This window comes from Rhodomicrobium sp., assembly GCF_047605405.1.
Classification (GTDB): domain Bacteria; phylum Pseudomonadota; class Alphaproteobacteria; order Rhizobiales; family Rhodomicrobiaceae; genus Rhodomicrobium; species Rhodomicrobium lacus.
In genome coordinates this window covers 1-16,072 of the sequence record NZ_JASGFR010000058.1, presented here as the reverse complement: position 1 = coordinate 16,072, position 16,072 = coordinate 1, and the positions used below count along the sequence as shown (strand labels likewise).

Here is a 16,072-nt window from a genome sequence, read left to right as displayed (position 1 = left end):
ATCGCCGCGCACATCGCCACGATGAGCAGCATGGCCGCCGGTACGCCCACGCCGTGCGCGAGAAAGCCGATCACCGACGGCCCGAGCAGCAGGCCGCCATAGCCGAGCGTCGAAATCGAGGCGACGGCAATGCCCGGATCGACGCCCGGATGATTGCCCGCCGCGCTGAAGAGCGCCGGTGCGATCACCGAGAGCCCCAGCCCGGCGAGCCCGAAACCGGCAATTGCCAGCGTGGGATGGGGCGCGAGCATCGCCACCGCCATGCCGATTGTGGCGACGATGGCCAGCGCACGCACGAGCGCGGTCATCTCATAGCGGGCGCGCAGGCTGTCCCCCGCGAGACGCCCGACGATCATCGTCGCTGAAAAGGCCGCAAACGCTAAGGCGGCAACGGTGTCGGTGCTTCCATGCGCGGCCTTCATGAGGAGTGCGCCCCAATCGGAGATCGCGCCTTCGGAGAGGAACGCGCACAGGCACAGGAGCGCGAGGCCGAGGATCGGCAGCGGCGGCAGCCTGAGGCCGCCTTTCTCCGCGCTTTCGGTTTCGGCGTCGGGGAGGAGAGGGCGCATCGCAAAGGGCAGAAGCGCGAGGAAAAAGGCGGCGAGCGCGGCATATTGAGCGGCGGGGGGAATGTCACTCGCCGCGGCCGAAATGAGCGCACCGGCAAGGCAGCCCGTGCTGAACAGGGCGAAGAAGCCCGACATCGCCGGGCGGCCGAGCGCGCGCTCCACCATGACGGCTTGCACGCCGGCGCCGACTTCGAGCGTGCCGCAGGCGTATCCGAGCGCGAAAAACGTCAAAGCGAGTTGCCACCACTCCGCGGCGAGGCCGATCAGCGGCCACGTCGCGAGCATCAGCGCGGTTCCGGCCCCGACGAGCATCTTCGAGCCGATGCGACCCTGAAGGACGCCCGCGACGGGAAACGCACATAGCCCGCCTATGCCGAGACACAGGATCGCCTGCCCGAGCTGCGCGTCGTTCACGCCCGTCTGCATCTTGAGCGCGGGCATGCGCGCGACGACGCTGCCGTAGGCAAGGCCGTTGACGAGAAAGAAATAGGCGCAGCCGAGGCGGGCGGCTTGTGCGCGGGCGAAGGCTTTCATCGGGCTGAAGCTTTCGAACGAAGTTGAGGAAATCGCGACCGGGGCGAGACGAGAGCTTTTCGCGCACGGATGGTACGCGGAAAAAGCTTTAACGCTCTTTGATGTCGAGCGTGAAACGATCCTCGTTCATGAGGAGGTATTAGTCGAATGCTTCCATGCGGTCAACGCGGGCGCTGCGGTGAGCGGTGACACGAGCCGCCCCGGGGGGATTCGGATCGAAACGGGCTCCGGCGCGACGTCCGTGCATTTACGAATTGTTCACGACCTTCAGCTCATAATGAAAAGTGGATTGAAGTGATGTCTTAACCATCGCCTGTGTGTGTTCCTTAACCGCGAGTGCTCAGAGCCGATGCGGCAAAGTCGGGCTTTGAGCGTGATGTAACGAAGGAGGGCGTCGATGGCCCAGGTCTCGGTTCTCGTTAACGGGCGGAGTTTCAAACTGGCCTGCCGCGACGGGGAAGAATCCCGCGTTCAGGAGCTGGCTGCCCAAATCGATGCGCTGATCCAGAAATTCAAGGGCAACTCCAGGGCTGCGCAGGACGACCGCCTGTTTCTCATGGCCGCGCTGTTGCTGGCCGACCAGCTTTCCGAGGCACAGGCCGAATTGCAGCGCACGCGCCAACCCGTGGACAGCCGCGCCTATCAGGTGATCGAAGGCGGCGCGCACGCGATGCAGCGCGACCTCTCGCGGGCGCTCGAAGCCGCGGCTGCACGGGTGGAACCGTTGCCGCGGATCTCGAACGGCTCGTAATTGTTCGCTGGCCGCGCGCCTATCTCGGGCGCCGGTGTGTCAGAGCGAAGCCGCCTGAACCGAACGCGAAGACCTGAATGAGGCCGCCCGCGAGCGCGATGTTCTTCATGAAGTGCTGAAGCTGGTTGGCGTCGGCGAGATTGCTGTGGAACCCGATCGCGGCCACGAGCGTGTAGATGGCGAGGATGAGCGCCACGTAACGGGTGCCGAGGCCAAGCGCGAGGAAGATACCGCCGAAGATTTCGACCGATGTCGCGAGGTAATAGACCGTCGCCGGCTCGATCATGTTGATGGAGGCGAACCGGGCAATCGTTTCGTCCTTCGTGAGCAGATGAAAAAAACCGTAGGCAATGAATATCAGCGCCATCATGATGCGGCCGATGGCTGCCATATAATTGATGCTCGTCATTGCGGCTCCTTCTCGAAACAGGGACGTCGAAGCGAGAACGCGTCATCAAAAGCGCGCGCCACGCGAATTGCGCAAATGCGCCATGTTTTTTAGCTTTTGGCCGATGTCGGGGCTAGCATTTTCAGCTGCGTCATTTATATGTTGAGGGCTGCGGGGTGCGTTAGGGGCTCACTGAATACCCGGGCCCTATAAGATCCTTAAGGGAGCTGACCCTGACCGGGGCTTTGGCCTCGGATATTCGGCGCCCACCTGCTAGCCAGGGACCCAGGGGATCGAAATGCCCCGACGGCCTTCGCGGCTCCATTATTCAAGACCGGTTTTCGTGCTGACAGAAGCGACTTACGACCTCGACGCGGTATCAGGGCTGAAGGTCCGGCTCCGTGAAGAGGCTTCTGCGCGCCGCTCCCGGGCGTGGACGCAGGCAGGCGAAAGCACGGCCGCCACCATCGCTGAGGCTGGGCTTCGCCTCGTCGAGAGCCTTGAAGGCGAGCATGTCGTCGCCGGTTATCATCCTTTCCGTTACGAACTCGACATATTGCCGCTTCTCTCCTCGCTTGAGGCGAGGGGCTACCCGATAGCGCTGCCGCGCTCCCGTCCGGCGCGACGGCTTTCATTTCACGGCTGGACTTCCGGCGCGCCCCTCGAACGCCGAAAGCTCGGGATGCTGGAACCGCCGGAAAGTGCCGATGAGCTTCAGCCAACCGTGCTTTTCGTGCCGCTTCTCGCCTTCGACGCGAGAGGCAATCGCCTCGGTTACGGCGCCGGATTTTACGACGTGGCGCTGAGCGCGATGCGTGCCGAACGACGCGTGCTTGCGGTCGGCGTCGCGTTCGATGAACAGGAGTTTCCCGCCATCCCTACCGAACCTCTGGACCAGCCGCTCGACATGGTGTTGACGCCGACACGCCTCCTCATCTGCGGGGCTTCCTGATGCGCCTTCTGTTTCTAGGCGATGTGCTCGGCCGCGCGGGCCGCAATGCCGTCTGCGAGGCGCTGCCCGGTCTTCGCGCGCGGCTTGCGGCGGATTTCGTGGTCGTGAACGGTGAAAATGCGGCGGGAGGCTTCGGCATTACCGAAGTCATCTGTCAGGATCTGCTCGACGCGGGCGCGGACGTCGTCACCACCGGCAACCATGTGTGGGACCAGCGCGAGGCACTCGTCTTCATCGGCCGTCAGCCGCGCATGCTGCGTCCGCTGAACTTTCCCTCGGGCACGCCCGGCCTCGGCGCCGGGCTTTTTCGCGCGGCCAACGGCGCCGACGTGCTCGTGCTCAATGTCATGGGCCGCGTGTTCATGGACGCGCTGGAAGACCCGTTCAAGATGGTCGAGCGCGAGATAACGGCGTGCCCGCTGAAGCGCGGCGCGGACGCGATCTTCGTCGACTTCCACGCCGAGGCGACATCCGAGAAGCAGGCGCTCGGCGCTGCGTTCGACGGTCGCGTGAGCGCGGTCATCGGCACGCACACCCATGTGCCGACGGCGGATGCGCGCGTGCTTCCTGGCGGTACCGCCTATCTCACGGATGCCGGCATGTGCGGCGATTACGATTCCATCATCGGCATGGAGAAGGACGAGCCGGTGCATCGCTTCCTGACGCGCATTCCGTCGGGACGGTTCACGCCGGCGCTTGGCCCCGCCACGATCTGCGGCGCGTTCATCGAGATCGACGATGCGACGGGGCTTGCGGTGTCCATCGTGCCGGTGCGCGACGGCGCGCCGCTCGGCGGCAAGCGCGAGGATGAACTCACGAGCCGCGCCATCGCCGAGTGGCTTGAGAAGAACCGCTAAAGTTTCTTCCCCGATTTTCCTGTTCTATTTCTTCGATGTGGGCGCCTGAATCAGGGCGTTTGACTGAGGCGAGGGCTGCGCGGGCGGGTTTCCGGACACTGCGAGTCCGAAGATCCGCCAGCGTCCTCCCGCAGGTTCGAGGATGAGAGTGAAGTTGATCTGAATCGGTTGACTCGGGAAAGCGCCCTTGAGGTGCAGCCTCTGCTCCTGCCCCACTATCTTCGCTTCGGTCAGTTGAGGGGTGAGCACGGCCACGGCAGCGAGGTCAACATTCTGGACTTCGAGATGCCCGAAGATGCGAGAGAGTTTCGAAGCCGTGTTGGCCTGTTGGAAGGATGGCGCGGACTTGTCGCGCAAGACCGTATAATTTCCCGTCTCGATCGCATCGTTAAGGGTTAAAAGCGACGATCGGATTAGAAGCACAAGCTTTTCCGCAGAGGGCAGGGCAAGTTGAGGCGCCCCCGCTTGAGCCTCGGGGCGTAACGTCGGCTTGTTCTGAGCGCCGGCCGATGTGATCAAGCCCACGAGAAATGAAACGCTTAGGACAAAGGCGCGGACAGGCGAAACACGGAAAAGCATCGTCTGGGAATCTCGTTCGCATCGCGAAAATAGGTGCGCTGACGGCGACCAGATAGCCCCCGTCAGCTCTATCAAGACTTTAAGGGTTACCAGCCGAAGGTCACGCCCGCTTTTCCAGCAACCACGCCCTCTTTCGAACCGACGCCGAAGCCTCCGTCGAGAACCACCGACGTACCGGAGCCGAAGGTTCCACGGTCGATTACACCGGCGGCCGTCAGACCGAACGCGCTAGAACCGTCGAAATTGCCAAAGCCGACACGCGTGGCGAAAGTCTGTCCCGCCTGAAGCACCGGTTGCGACAGGGCCAGCGACACCGCGATGCCTTCCGCAAGCTCGTTGTCGCGCGTCTGAAGTCCACCGATCTGGGCGTTGAGCTTGGTGATGTCGCCGGTGGTTGCTAGTCCCAGGTCGCTCGCGGAGTGAGTCGCGAGGTCTCCCGCCGCATTCGACGTGACGAGGTAGGTCGGCGTACCCTGGGCGGCGCGGCTGTCGTTCGACGTCAGGCCTGCGAACGTGTATGTGCTGGTCGCGCTGCCGACGGCTACCTGATTATCGCGCGAAGTCGCGACGCCCTGGCCGATGGCCGTGGAATTGGCATGGGTCGCACGTGCACCTTGGCCGACGGCCGTGGAGTTCGCGCCTGAGGCGAGTGAGGAAGTGCCGATCGCCGTGGCGTTCTCCGCCGTGGCCTTGGCATTCTGGCCGGTTGCGGTCGAATAGAAGCCCGACGCGTTTGCTCCTTGGCCGAGCGCCGTCGAGTAGTAGAGGGCGTCCGCATCCTGACCGATCGCTGTCGAATTCGCGCCTGCGTAGGAGCTTTGCCCGATGGCAGTCGAGTTCTGCAGCTTCGCATAGGCATCGTGACCGACGGCCACTGCGTTCTGGTCTTCGGCGTTCGCGCCATTGCCGAGGGCGGTGGCCTGGAAGCCAAACGCGCTCGAATCCCGGCCGATGGCGGTCGAGTCGCTTCCCCAGGCTTGCGCATTTGTGCCGCAAGCCATGGAGTTCAGCCCCATGTCGACGGCGCCGCCGTTCGTATTGGTGCTGGTGTTCGACGAATAAAGCCTGCATGTCTCCGCGTGTGCTGCCGGGACGACGCTCATCGCCGCCGTCGCCCCCGCGAGAGAAGCAAGCCCCCACCGCGCAGCCCTTTTCAGGGTGCGTTCGATCTCTTTCATGGTGTTCTCCGTAAGCCCAATTTGTCTGCACCCCGCCGATGCCCGTCGGCAAGGGTAAGCTTCGATTAAGGTTCGCCTTCATGACACGGCGACAACGCGAGATTGGGAGATCGACAAGGCTCGGTCGGATTGTGGACATTATTCGGTAGCGTTGCATGCATGCAACGCTGCTGCCGTGGCAGAAGCGAAGACTGTGCCCCAACCATAGCGTGGTTTAAAAATGCTCTGGTAAGAATTGCCCGATCTTGCTTGCGGTGGACGGCGCACCGCTCGGCGGCAAGCGCGAGGACGAACTCACGAGCCGCGCCATCGCCGAGTGGCTTGAGAAGAACCGTTAAATTCGCCGCAAAGCTATACCGTCAGCACGATCTTGCCCGCCGTGCGTCCGGTTTCCAAGAGCGCGTGGGCTTGCCCCAATTCGGATAACGGGAACGTCTTCGCAATACGCGGCCGGATCGCTCCATCGGCGAGAAGTTTCGCGACCTCTCCCATGTCGTCGCTTCGCGACTGCATCAGCACGAAGTCGAACGCAACGCCCTTTGCGGCTGCTTCCGCGAAAATGCGTGGGCCGTGCTGCGGCAGGATGCTGACAACCGTGCCGCCTTTCTTGACGAGGTCGAGCGAGCGGAAGGTCGCGTCACCGCCGAGGGGATCGAAGACGAAGTCGAAATCGTGTGGGTAGTCTTCGATGCCAAGGCTGCGATAATCGATATGCGCATCAGCGCCAAGCGACAGCACGAAATCCCGGTTCGCGGAGGAAGACGTGCCGGTGACATGAGCGCCGAACGCCTTGGCAATCTGCACGGCCATATGTCCCACGCCGCCTGAAGCGGCATGCACGAGCACGCGCTGCCCGCGTTCGGGACGGGTGAGGCGCGTCAGAGCCTGCCAAGCGGTCAGCCCCGCCATGGACGCCGCGGCCGCTTCCTCATGCCGGATGGCTGAGGGCTTCCGCGCGAGATGGCCCGCCTGCGCGACGGCGTACTCAGCGTCAACTCTGCCGAGACCGGGAAAACCGATGGACCCGAAGACCTCGTCTCCGACCTTCCATTCTGTCACGTCTGCGCCGAGCGCGACGACGGTGCCTGAAAGATCCCATCCGAGGATCTCCGGCAGGACGAAGGACGTCCAATTGTTCGCCCCTTTGCCTTGCCGGGTCTTGTAATCGATGGGATTGACGCTGACGGCCGAGATCTTGATCAGAACCTCGCCCGCCGAAGGAACCGGGATTGGCACCTCCGCTTCCTTCAGATTATCGATCGGCCCGAACTGCTCCAGAACGATCGCGCGCATCTCTCTGCCCCGTTGTGCGGCTATTCCGCTGCGAAAAACACGGCCTTCGCCTCATGCAGCGAGCGGTCGCGGCGCAGGCGCTCGGCGACAAGGAACGCCAGCTCCAGCGCCTGATCGGCGTTGAGGCGCGGATCGCAATAGGTGTGGTAGCGGTTCGACAGATCGGCGTCCGAGATCGAATGCGCGCCGCCGGTGCACTCGGTCACGTCCTTGCCGGTCATTTCCACATGCAGGCCGCCCGGATAGACGCCCTCCGCCTGACAGATGTCGAAGAAGGTTTCGACCTCGGCGAGTACCTGATTAAACGGGCGCGTCTTGTAGCCGCTCGCGGATTTGACGGTGTTGCCGTGCATCGGATCGCAGGACCAGATCACGATCTTGCCTTCGCGCTTCACCGCGCGGATCAGGTCCGGCAGATATTTGCCCACCTTCTCCGCGCCGAAACGCGCGATGAGGGTGAGGCGGCCCGGTTCGTTCGTCGGGTTCAAAATGTCGATCAGGTCGACGAGTTCGTCCGGCTTCATGCTCGGACCGATCTTGACGCCGATGGGGTTCCGGATGCCGCGCAGGAACTCGACATGCGCATGGTCGAGCTGGCGCGTGCGGTCGCCGATCCACAGGAAGTGGCCTGACGTGGCATACCAGTTGCCGCTCGTCGAATCGACGCGTGCGAACGCCTGCTCGTAGCCGAGAAGCAGCGCCTCGTGGCTCGTGTAGAAGTCGGTCGTGCGCAGCCGCTCCGAATTATCGGACGTGACACCGCAGGCGCGCATGAATTGCAGCGTGTCGGAGATGCGGTTCGCAAGCTCTTCGTAGCGCTCGCCCGCCGGGCTGTCCTTGACGAAGCCGAGCGTCCACTGGTGCACGCGTTCGAGATCGGCGTAGCCGCCCTGAGCGAAGGCACGCAGCAGGTTCAGCGTCGCCGCCGACTGGCGATAGGCCTTGAGCAGGCGGCGCGGATCGGGAATGCGCGCTTCCGGCGTGAAGGCGATGTCGTTGATGATGTCGCCGCGATAGCTCGGAAGCTCCACATCGCCGTGCTTTTCGGTCGGCGCGGAACGCGGCTTCGCGAACTGGCCCGCGATGCGTCCGACCTTCACCACCGGACGGCTTCCGGCATAGGTCAGCACCACGGCCATTTGCAGGAACACGCGGAAGAAGTCGCGGATGGAATCCGCGCCATGTTCGGAGAAGCTTTCCGCGCAGTCGCCGCCCTGAAGCAGGAAGCCGCGGCCCTGCGCCACTTCGGCGAGGCCTTTTTGCAAGCCGCGCGCCTCGCCCGCGAACACGAGCGGCGGGAAGCTCGCAAGCTCCTTCTCGACCGCAGCAAGCTCAGCTTCGTCGGGATACACCGGAACCTGCTCGACAGGTTTTGATCTCCAGCTTTCCGGCGTCCAACGCGGCGATGACATTATCAAGCTCCTTCGCGCCAGCAAACGCTTGCGCCCTACAGTCCCATTTCCCAAGCCGTGTTATAAGGATTGTGAGGCGTTCCGACAACTTTTACGATTTCGGTTTGCAAATGGCCCATTCTCGAAATGGGTCTCGCAATAGAGTGTTGCGGAGCGAAGCTGAACCGGCGTACAAAAAGTTTGACTATTTTCAGCCTAATCGTCGGCAAAATCCCAAAATGGCAAAATCCGAAATCGATGAAGCGACGGTGTTGCGGATCGCGCATCTCGCCCGTGTGAAGGTTACCGCGGAAGAGGCGAAGAGCCTTCAACGCGAACTGAACGGCATCCTCTCGTGGGTGGAAGAACTGAACGCGATCCCGACGGACGGCGTCGAGCCGCTGACGAGCCTCGGTGGAGCGAAGCTTCATATGCGCGAGGATGTGGTGACGGACGGCAACAAGCCCGCCGACGTGCTCAAGAACGCACCCAAATCCGAAGACGGCTTTTTCCTCGTTCCGAAGGTCATCGAATAGCCCCATGTCGAACACCATGTCGCTGAACGAACTGACGCTTTCCGACGCGCGCGACAAGCTCCGCGCCAAGGAGATCACCGCCACCGAACTCACCGAAGCGTGCCTTTCCGCCATCGATGCGGGCAACGACGCGCTGAAGGCGTATCTCGTCGTCACCGCCGACAGGGCGCTTGAACAGGCGAAGAAGAGCGACGAGCTGCTCTCGGGCAAGGGAAAGCAAGCGCGCCCGCTCGAAGGCATCCCGCTCGGCATCAAGGATCTGTTCTGCACGGACGGCGTCCGCACGACGGCCGGTTCGCATATTCTCGGCACGTTCGAGCCGCCGTATGAATCGACGGTCACGCAGAATTTATGGGATGCGGGCGCGGTGATGCTCGGCAAGCTCAACATGGATGAGTTCGCCATGGGCTCTTCCACGGAGACGAGCTATTACGGCCAGACGGTCAACCCGTGGCGCGCGAAAGGGTCGGACGAAAACCTCGTGCCGGGCGGATCGTCGGGCGGATCGTCGGCGGCGGTGGCGGCAAGTCTCTGCATGGCCGCGACTGCATCTGATACCGGCGGCTCGATCCGCCAGCCCGCCGCCTTCACCGGCACAGTCGGCATCAAGCCGACCTATGGCCGCTGCTCGCGCTACGGCATGGTGGCGTTCGCCTCTTCGCTCGATCAGGCGGGACCGATCACGCGTTCCATCAAGGACGCGGCGCTGATGCTTCAGGCGATGGCGAGCTACGATCTGAAGGATTCGACCAGCGTCGACCGTCCGCTGCCCGACCTCGAAAAGGCGCTCACGCAGAAGTTCAAGGGCCTCAAGATCGGCGTGCCGAAGGAATACCGCGTCGAAGGCATGTCGAAGGAGATCGACGCTCTCTGGGAAAAAGGCATCGACATCTTCCGCCAGGCGGGCGCGGAGATCGTGGACATCAGCCTGCCGCACACGCATGCGGCGCTTCCGGCCTATTACATCGTGGCTCCCGCAGAGGCGTCGTCCAACCTCGCGCGTTATGACGGCGTGCGCTACGGCTTGCGCGCCGATGGCCGCGATATCGTGGACATGTATGAGGAAACGCGCAGCCACGGCTTCGGCGCGGAGGTGAAGCGGCGCATCCTCATCGGCACTTATGTGCTTTCGGCGGGCTATTATGACGCCTATTATCTCAAGGCCCAGAAGGTGCGCTCGCTCATCAAGCGCGACTTCGACGACGCTTTCGACACGGTCGATGTGGTGCTGACGCCGACGACCCCGACGCCCGCCTTCGGCCTCGGCTCGAAGAAGGACGCGGACCCTGTAGAGATGTATCTGAACGACATCTTCACCGTGACCGTGAACATGGCGGGGCTCCCGGGCCTTTCGGTGCCGGGCGGTCTCTCGGCGGAAGGGTTGCCGCTCGGCCTTCAGATCATCGGCAAGCCGTTCGACGAAGCGACGGTGCTGCGCGCCGGGCAGGTCATCGAGGATGCCGTGGGGCGCATGCCCGTCCCGGAACCCTGGTGGGCGGGGGAGGCCGGCAAGCCCGAAGCCAAGGCGAAGAAGAAGGCCGGAGCCACCGAAAGCGCGCCAGAGAAGAAAGCGACAAGGAAAAAATGACGACGCCCCGTAAAGCCGCCGATTGCGAGAACATGGATCAGGTTCGCGTGGAAATCGACCGCGTGGATGACGCCATCCTCGACCTCGTCGCCGAGCGCTTTTCCTATGTGGACCGCGCCTGGCAATTGAAAAAGAACACGCATGAGGCGACGGTGCCGTGGCGCATCCGGCAGGTCATCGACAGGGTGGAGGCGCGCGCGAAGGAACGCGGCCTGCCACCGGAACTGGCCGTTGCGCTCTGGCGTCAGATGATCGGCTGGTTTATTCAGTACGAGGAAGAGAAACTCGCGAAACGCGGAGAGCCGAAGGACTGACGCGATGGCTCGCCCTGACCGCATACTTCGACGCGCGCCGTCGCCCTTCGCTGTTCCGCAGCGGGATCGGGGCAGGTGGCGCGCGCGCGGCCCGGCGGTCAGTTCCGAAGCCCGTCACGCGGGCGTCGGCGCGAGGCGACTTGCCGTGCGTTTTGGCATTACGCTTGCGGCCCTGGCCGGAGCCTTGCCCGCGCTCGCGGACGATTTCGCGGATCTGCGCGTCGATGTCTCGGGCCTTCGCAGCTACAAGGGCCGCGTGGTTCTCGCGCTCTGGGCCGACACGGCGGACTCCTCGAAATATCCGGACCACACCAAGGTCCAGTTCCGCGACGAGCGCCCCGGCGACCCGCTCTGCGACTTCGCGAATTTCCCGGTGTGCATCCGCTCCATAGGCAGCCTGCAGAACCTCACCGTGTCCTACACCTTCCCGCATATCCCTGAAGGCGACTACGCGGTGTTCGTGTTCCACGACGAGAACAGCAACGGCATTTTCGACACCGGCCTTTTCAGGCGGCCCGTCGAGGGACGCGGTTTCAGCCAGACGCTTCCCGAAGATGTGAACCCCGTCGCGGCGCGGATCGGGTTCTACAAGGCGCGCTTTGCGCTCGCCGCGCCGAGAACGCTTGTCATCGGGCTTCGCTATCCGCCGCGCCTCTAGCGCGCGAAGGCGAACCCGCTTCATTTAACCGGACTTCGGACGAAACCCATGGCAGACACGAGAAAAGAAAACCTCATCGACGGCGCGACGGGCCCTTGGGAAGTGATCGTGGGCATGGAAGTGCACGCGCAGGTGCTTTCCAACGCGAAGCTTTTTTCCGGCGCGTCGGCGGCCTTTGGCGGCGAGCCGAACAGCCATGTCAGCCTCGTGGACGCGGCGATGCCCGGCATGCTGCCCGTCATCAACGAGGAGTGCGTGAAGCAGGCGATCCGCACCGGCCTCGGCCTCAAGGCGCAGATCAATCGCCGCTCCGTGTTCGACCGCAAGAACTACTTCTACCCCGATCTGCCGCCGGGCTATCAGATTTCGCAGTTCAAACACCCGATCGTCGGCGAGGGCGTCGTTACGGTGGATCTGAAGGAATATTCCTTCGATGTCGGCATCGAGCGCCTGCACCTTGAGCAGGACGCGGGCAAGAGCCTCCACGATCAGGACCCCAACTATTCCTATGTGGACCTGAACCGCTCGGGCGTCGCGCTGATGGAAATCGTCTCGAAGCCGGACATCCGCTCGTCGGAGGAGGCGAAGGCCTACATCACGAAACTTCGCACGATCCTGCGCTATCTCGGCACGTGCGACGGCAACATGGAAGAGGGCAGCATGCGCGCGGACGTGAACGTGTCCGTGAGGAAGCCGGGCGCGCCGCTCGGTACGCGCTGCGAGATCAAGAACGTGAACTCGATCCGCTTCATCGGGCAGGCCATCGAATACGAGGCGCGCCGTCAGATCGACGTGTTGGAGGACGGCGGTACGATCAAGCAGGAAACGCGGCTGTTCGATGCGAAGTCGGGCAAGACGCGCTCCATGCGCTCGAAGGAAGAGGCGCACGACTACCGCTATTTCCCGGACCCGGATCTGCTGCCGCTGGAACTCTCGAAGGAATTCGTCGAGGATCTGCACAAGGCTCTGCCGGAACTGCCGGACGAGAAGCGCGCGCGCTTCATGAGCGACTACGCGCTTTCGGCTTATGACGCGGGCGTGCTGATCTCGGATCGCGCCTCGGCGGACTTCTACGAGGCCGTCGCCAAGGGCCGCGACCCGAAGCTCGCCGCGAACTGGATGATGGGTGACTTCTTCGCCGCGTTGAACAAGACGGGCAAGGACATCACCGAAAGCCCGATTTCGGCGGTGCAACTCGGCGAGTTGATCGACCTCATTTCCTCGAACGTCATCTCGGGCCGCATCGCGAAGGAAGTCTTCGAGATCATGCTCGAAAAAGGCGGCACGCCGGGCGCTATCGTGGAGGAGCGCGGGCTGAAGCAGGTGACCGACACCGGCGCCATCGAGAAGGTGGTGGACGAGATCATCGCCGCCAACCCGAAGCAGGTCGAGCAGGTGCAGACGAAGCCCAAGACGCTCGGCTGGTTCGTGGGCCAGGTGATGCGCGCCACGGGCGGCAAGGCCAACCCCGACGCGGTGAACGCGTTGTTGCGCCAGAAGCTTCAGGTGCCGGAGGAGGTCTGACGCCTCCGGCTCCGTCCGGCTCAGGCACCGCCGGGAGACGCCGCAATCGCGGGCTCCTCGGAGCCGGTCGACTTTTGCGCAAAAATGGCGCATAACCGCGACAAATAGGCCAGATGCGCGTCGGGAATGCCCGGCGCGCTTTTTCACGAGAGGTGAGGCATGCCGCGTCCGACCCACGCTATCCGCATCCACGCCTATGGCGGCCCCGATGTCCTCCGATGGGAGGAAGTCGAGGTCGGCGCGCCCGGCCCCGGTCAGGTAAAGATCCGCCAGCACGCGGCGGGCGTCAATTACATCGACGTGTATCATCGCACGGGGCTTTACCCGCAGCCGTCCTTTCCGTTCACGCCGGGCAGCGAAGGCGCGGGCGAGGTCGTCGCGCTCGGCGAAGGTGTGACGGATCTGGCGGTGGGCGACCACGTGGCCTATGCGGGCGCGCTCGGCGGCTATGCCGAGGAACGCCTCATTCCGGCGGACCGTCTCGTGAAGATCCCGAGCGATTTTCCCTATGAGACGGCGGCGGCCATGATGCTGCAAGGCATGACGGTCCGCTATCTCCTGAAGGAAACATACCCGGTCAAGAAGGACACCGTGCTCCTGTGGCACGCAGCGGCGGGCGGCGTCGGCCTCATCGCCAGCCAGTGGGCGCACCATATCGGCGCGACGATCATCGGCACGGCCGGCTCGGACGAGAAGGCGCAGCTCGCGCGCTCGCATGGCTGCACGCACGTCATCAATTACCGCACGGAAAATTTCGTCGAGCGCGTGAAGGAGATCACCGGCGGGCGCGGCGTCGACGTGGTCTACGACTCGGTCGGCAAGGACACATTCCCTGGCTCGCTCGACTGCCTGCGCCCGCGCGGCCTGTTCGTGAGCTTCGGCAACGCGTCAGGGCCGGTGCCACCGTTCGAACTGGGGCTTCTGTCGCAGAAGGGGTCGCTCTACGCCACGCGGCCCACGCTCAACACCTATATCGCCACGCGCGACCAGCTGGTCGCAAACGCGAACGACGTCATCGACATGGTGCAACTTCGCCGCGTGAAGATCAACATCGGCAAGGTTTATCGCCTGTCGGAGGCCGTCGAGGCGCACCGGGCGCTTGAAGCGCGCGAGACGACGGGTTCCATCGTGCTGCTGCCGGATTATGCGACGCGGCGCGTGCCGTCCGCACATCGGAGCACCACCGGCGATCACTGATCGCTGCGGCGCTGCCCTTCGCTCGCATAAGGGCGGCGCACCGTCTTTACGCTGGCGCGCGAGCCTTCTATAGCTGATGCAACTTGTTCGATGGCCGGGGCGTTCCCGGCCATGCTTCTTTGGGAGACCTTCCGTGCTCGACCTGAAATGGATCCGTGAGAACCCCGCCGACTTCGATCAGGGCCTCGCACGCCGGGGCGCGGAGCCGCTGTCGTCCACCGTGCTCGCGCTCGACGAGGAGCTTCGCGCGCACAAGAAGGCGTTGCAGGATTTGCAGGCGCGGCGCAATGCGGCGTCGAAGGAGATCGGCAAGGCGAAGGGCAAGGGCGGCGATCCGGCGAAGGCCGAAGCGCTGATGGCCGAGGTGGCGGAGCTGAAGGGCGCGATTGCGGCTGGCGAGGCGAAGGAGCGCGAGCTTGACGCAGGCCTCACGGCGCTGCTGGCGGGCATCCCGAACATGCTGCTGCCCGCGCCCGAGGTGCCGGACGGCAGGGACGAGAGCGAGAATGTCGAGCTTCGCCGCGTCGGGAGCCCCCGCGACTTCGCCGCCGAGGGCTTCGCGCCGAAGCAGCATTTTGAGCTGGGCGAGGCGTTGGGCCTCATGGATTTCGAGGCGGCGGCGAAGATTTCCGGCGCGCGCTTCACGGTGCTGAAGGGCCAGCTTGCGCGGCTTGAGCGCGCGCTCGGCCAGTTCATGCTCGACGTGCAGACGAGCGAGCACGGCTATACCGAGGTGAACCCGCCGTTGCTGGTTCGCTCTGAAGCGATGTTCGGTACAGCACAGTTCCCCAAATTTGTAGACGACCAATTTTCTGTATACCCCGGCCTTGCGGGCGGCGAGTTGCTCAGAGTAGCGCAGATTTCGTACGCGGAGAAACTTGCTGAAGCTCAAAAAAGTGGCGATGAAGCAACGCTAAAGCGCTTGGCTTTAGATGGTGAGCAAGAATGGCTTGCCTCTGCTTTCTGTCTCATCCCCACCGCCGAGGTGCCGCTGACGAACCTCGTGCGCGAGAGCATCCTTGCCGAAGCCGACCTGCCGCTGCGCTTCACCGCGCTGACGCCGTGCTTCCGCGCGGAAGCGGGCGCGGCTGGCCGCGACACGCGCGGCATGATCCGCCAGCACCAGTTCTACAAGGTCGAGATGGTGTCGATCACGACGCCCGAAGCCTCGCCCGCCGAACATGCGCGCATGACCGCCTGCGCCGAGGAGATCCTGAAGCGGCTCGGCCTGCCTTATCGCGTCGTCGTGCTCTGCGCGGGCGACACGGGTTTCGGCTCGCGCAAGACGCACGACATAGAGGTGTGGCTGCCGGGGCAGGGCGCTTATCGCGAGATTTCGAGCGTGTCGAACTGCGGCGACTTCCAGGCGCGGCGCATGCAGGCGCGCTTCCGCGCCAAAGACGCGAAGGACGTGCAGTTCGTCCACACGCTGAACGGCTCCGGCCTCGCGGTCGGCCGCGCGCTTATCGCCGTCATCGAAAACTATCAGGAGGCGGACGGCTCCATCCGCGTGCCGGATGCGCTCCTGCCCTATATGGGCGGCATCACCCGCATCGGTGTATAAGGGCGCTGGCGCGCCGAAGCATATTGACACTGGATGCCGCAATGGATGCCGCAATGTCCTATATCTAGTATATATCCGCACGCCCGTAGGCGGGCATTTATCTTAAGCTCCTAAAGCGACCAGCTTTGGGAGCTTTTAATTTGTTTGCTATCATGAGAGTTGCGATATTTATCGATGGTGGGCACATTCGCGTTTTAGC

At 63.6% G+C, this 16,072-nt stretch carries 16 protein-coding genes and 1 other RNA gene; 11 read left to right on the top strand and 6 right to left on the bottom strand.

Going from position 1 to position 16,072, the window contains the following annotated elements; genetic code table 11:
- The coding region (locus QM659_RS16125; protein ID WP_415189207.1) for an MFS transporter at positions 1-1,103 on the bottom strand (1,103 nt) is incomplete at its 3' end.
- 397 nt (positions 1,104-1,500) lie between these two features.
- Here QM659_RS16125 and QM659_RS16120 point away from each other — a divergent pair.
- A complete protein-coding gene (locus QM659_RS16120; protein ID WP_127075171.1) occupies positions 1,501-1,854 on the top strand; it encodes a cell division protein ZapA in 354 nt (117 codons plus the stop codon).
- A 19-nt stretch (positions 1,855-1,873) separates the two neighbouring features.
- On the opposite strand, the gene QM659_RS16115 is transcribed toward QM659_RS16120, so the two are convergent.
- Complete coding sequence (locus QM659_RS16115; RefSeq protein ID WP_303487686.1) at positions 1,874-2,263, bottom strand: DoxX family protein; 390 nt, start codon at positions 2,261-2,263, stop codon at positions 1,874-1,876.
- 142 nt (positions 2,264-2,405) lie between these two features.
- Between QM659_RS16115 and ssrS the strand changes: the two genes are divergently transcribed.
- The 3 genes from ssrS to QM659_RS16100 all read left to right on the top strand — a co-directional run bounded on the left by ssrS (position 2,406) and on the right by QM659_RS16100 (position 4,051).
- Positions 2,406-2,568: non-coding RNA, 6S RNA (ssrS, locus tag QM659_RS16110), on the top strand.
- A 17-nt stretch (positions 2,569-2,585) separates the two neighbouring features.
- Positions 2,586-3,194 (top strand): 5-formyltetrahydrofolate cyclo-ligase, encoded by a 609-nt coding sequence (locus QM659_RS16105; RefSeq protein ID WP_415189206.1) that lies wholly within the window; start codon positions 2,586-2,588, stop codon positions 3,192-3,194.
- Complete coding sequence (locus QM659_RS16100; RefSeq protein ID WP_415189205.1) at positions 3,194-4,051, top strand: TIGR00282 family metallophosphoesterase; 858 nt, start codon at positions 3,194-3,196, stop codon at positions 4,049-4,051. Before QM659_RS16105 ends, QM659_RS16100 begins: the two co-directional genes overlap by 1 nt.
- Before the next feature lie 24 nt (positions 4,052-4,075).
- On the opposite strand, the gene QM659_RS16095 is transcribed toward QM659_RS16100, so the two are convergent.
- The 4 genes from QM659_RS16095 to QM659_RS16080 form a co-directional block, all read right to left on the bottom strand.
- The gene (locus QM659_RS16095) at positions 4,076-4,408 is read right to left on the bottom strand and encodes a hypothetical protein (protein WP_415189204.1); all 333 of its coding nucleotides are present in this window, start codon (positions 4,406-4,408) and stop codon (positions 4,076-4,078) included.
- Between the two features lie 308 nt (positions 4,409-4,716).
- Complete coding sequence (locus QM659_RS16090; RefSeq protein WP_415189203.1) at positions 4,717-5,808, bottom strand: hypothetical protein; 1,092 nt, start codon at positions 5,806-5,808, stop codon at positions 4,717-4,719.
- Between the two features lie 351 nt (positions 5,809-6,159).
- Positions 6,160-7,101, bottom strand: a complete 942-nt coding sequence (locus QM659_RS16085; RefSeq protein ID WP_415189202.1) for an NADP-dependent oxidoreductase — start codon at positions 7,099-7,101, stop codon at positions 6,160-6,162.
- A gap of 20 nt (positions 7,102-7,121) precedes the next feature.
- Positions 7,122-8,513, bottom strand: coding sequence for a class II 3-deoxy-7-phosphoheptulonate synthase (locus QM659_RS16080; RefSeq protein WP_415189201.1), 1,392 nt, complete (start codon positions 8,511-8,513; stop codon positions 7,122-7,124).
- 218 nt (positions 8,514-8,731) lie between these two features.
- Here QM659_RS16080 and gatC point away from each other — a divergent pair, with 218 nt between their 5' ends.
- The 7 genes from gatC (at position 8,732) to serS (ending at position 15,873) form a co-directional block, all read left to right on the top strand.
- Positions 8,732-9,028, top strand: a complete 297-nt coding sequence (gene gatC, locus QM659_RS16075; protein ID WP_415189200.1) for an Asp-tRNA(Asn)/Glu-tRNA(Gln) amidotransferase subunit GatC — start codon at positions 8,732-8,734, stop codon at positions 9,026-9,028.
- A 16-nt stretch (positions 9,029-9,044) separates the two neighbouring features.
- The gene (gatA, locus tag QM659_RS16070; protein ID WP_415189208.1) at positions 9,045-10,616 is read left to right on the top strand and encodes an Asp-tRNA(Asn)/Glu-tRNA(Gln) amidotransferase subunit GatA; all 1,572 of its coding nucleotides are present in this window, start codon (positions 9,045-9,047) and stop codon (positions 10,614-10,616) included.
- A complete protein-coding gene (locus QM659_RS16065) occupies positions 10,613-10,930 on the top strand; it encodes a chorismate mutase (RefSeq protein WP_127075152.1) in 318 nt (105 codons plus the stop codon). Before gatA ends, QM659_RS16065 begins: the two co-directional genes overlap by 4 nt.
- A 145-nt stretch (positions 10,931-11,075) precedes the next feature.
- Entirely contained in the window at positions 11,076-11,588 is a 513-nt protein-coding gene (locus QM659_RS16060; RefSeq protein WP_415189199.1) for a DUF2141 domain-containing protein, read from the top strand.
- Between the two features lie 48 nt (positions 11,589-11,636).
- Positions 11,637-13,112, top strand: a complete 1,476-nt coding sequence (gene gatB, locus QM659_RS16055; protein ID WP_415189198.1) for an Asp-tRNA(Asn)/Glu-tRNA(Gln) amidotransferase subunit GatB — start codon at positions 11,637-11,639, stop codon at positions 13,110-13,112.
- Positions 13,113-13,271: 159 nt separating this feature from the next.
- Positions 13,272-14,309 carry a quinone oxidoreductase family protein gene (locus tag QM659_RS16050; protein ID WP_415189197.1) on the top strand — a complete coding sequence of 346 codons (1,038 nt, stop codon included), beginning with the start codon at positions 13,272-13,274 and terminating at the stop codon, positions 14,307-14,309.
- 76 nt (positions 14,310-14,385) lie between these two features.
- Positions 14,386-15,873, top strand: coding sequence for a serine--tRNA ligase (gene serS / locus QM659_RS16045; RefSeq protein ID WP_415189196.1), 1,488 nt, complete (start codon positions 14,386-14,388; stop codon positions 15,871-15,873).
- Positions 15,874-16,072 lie beyond the last annotated feature (199 nt).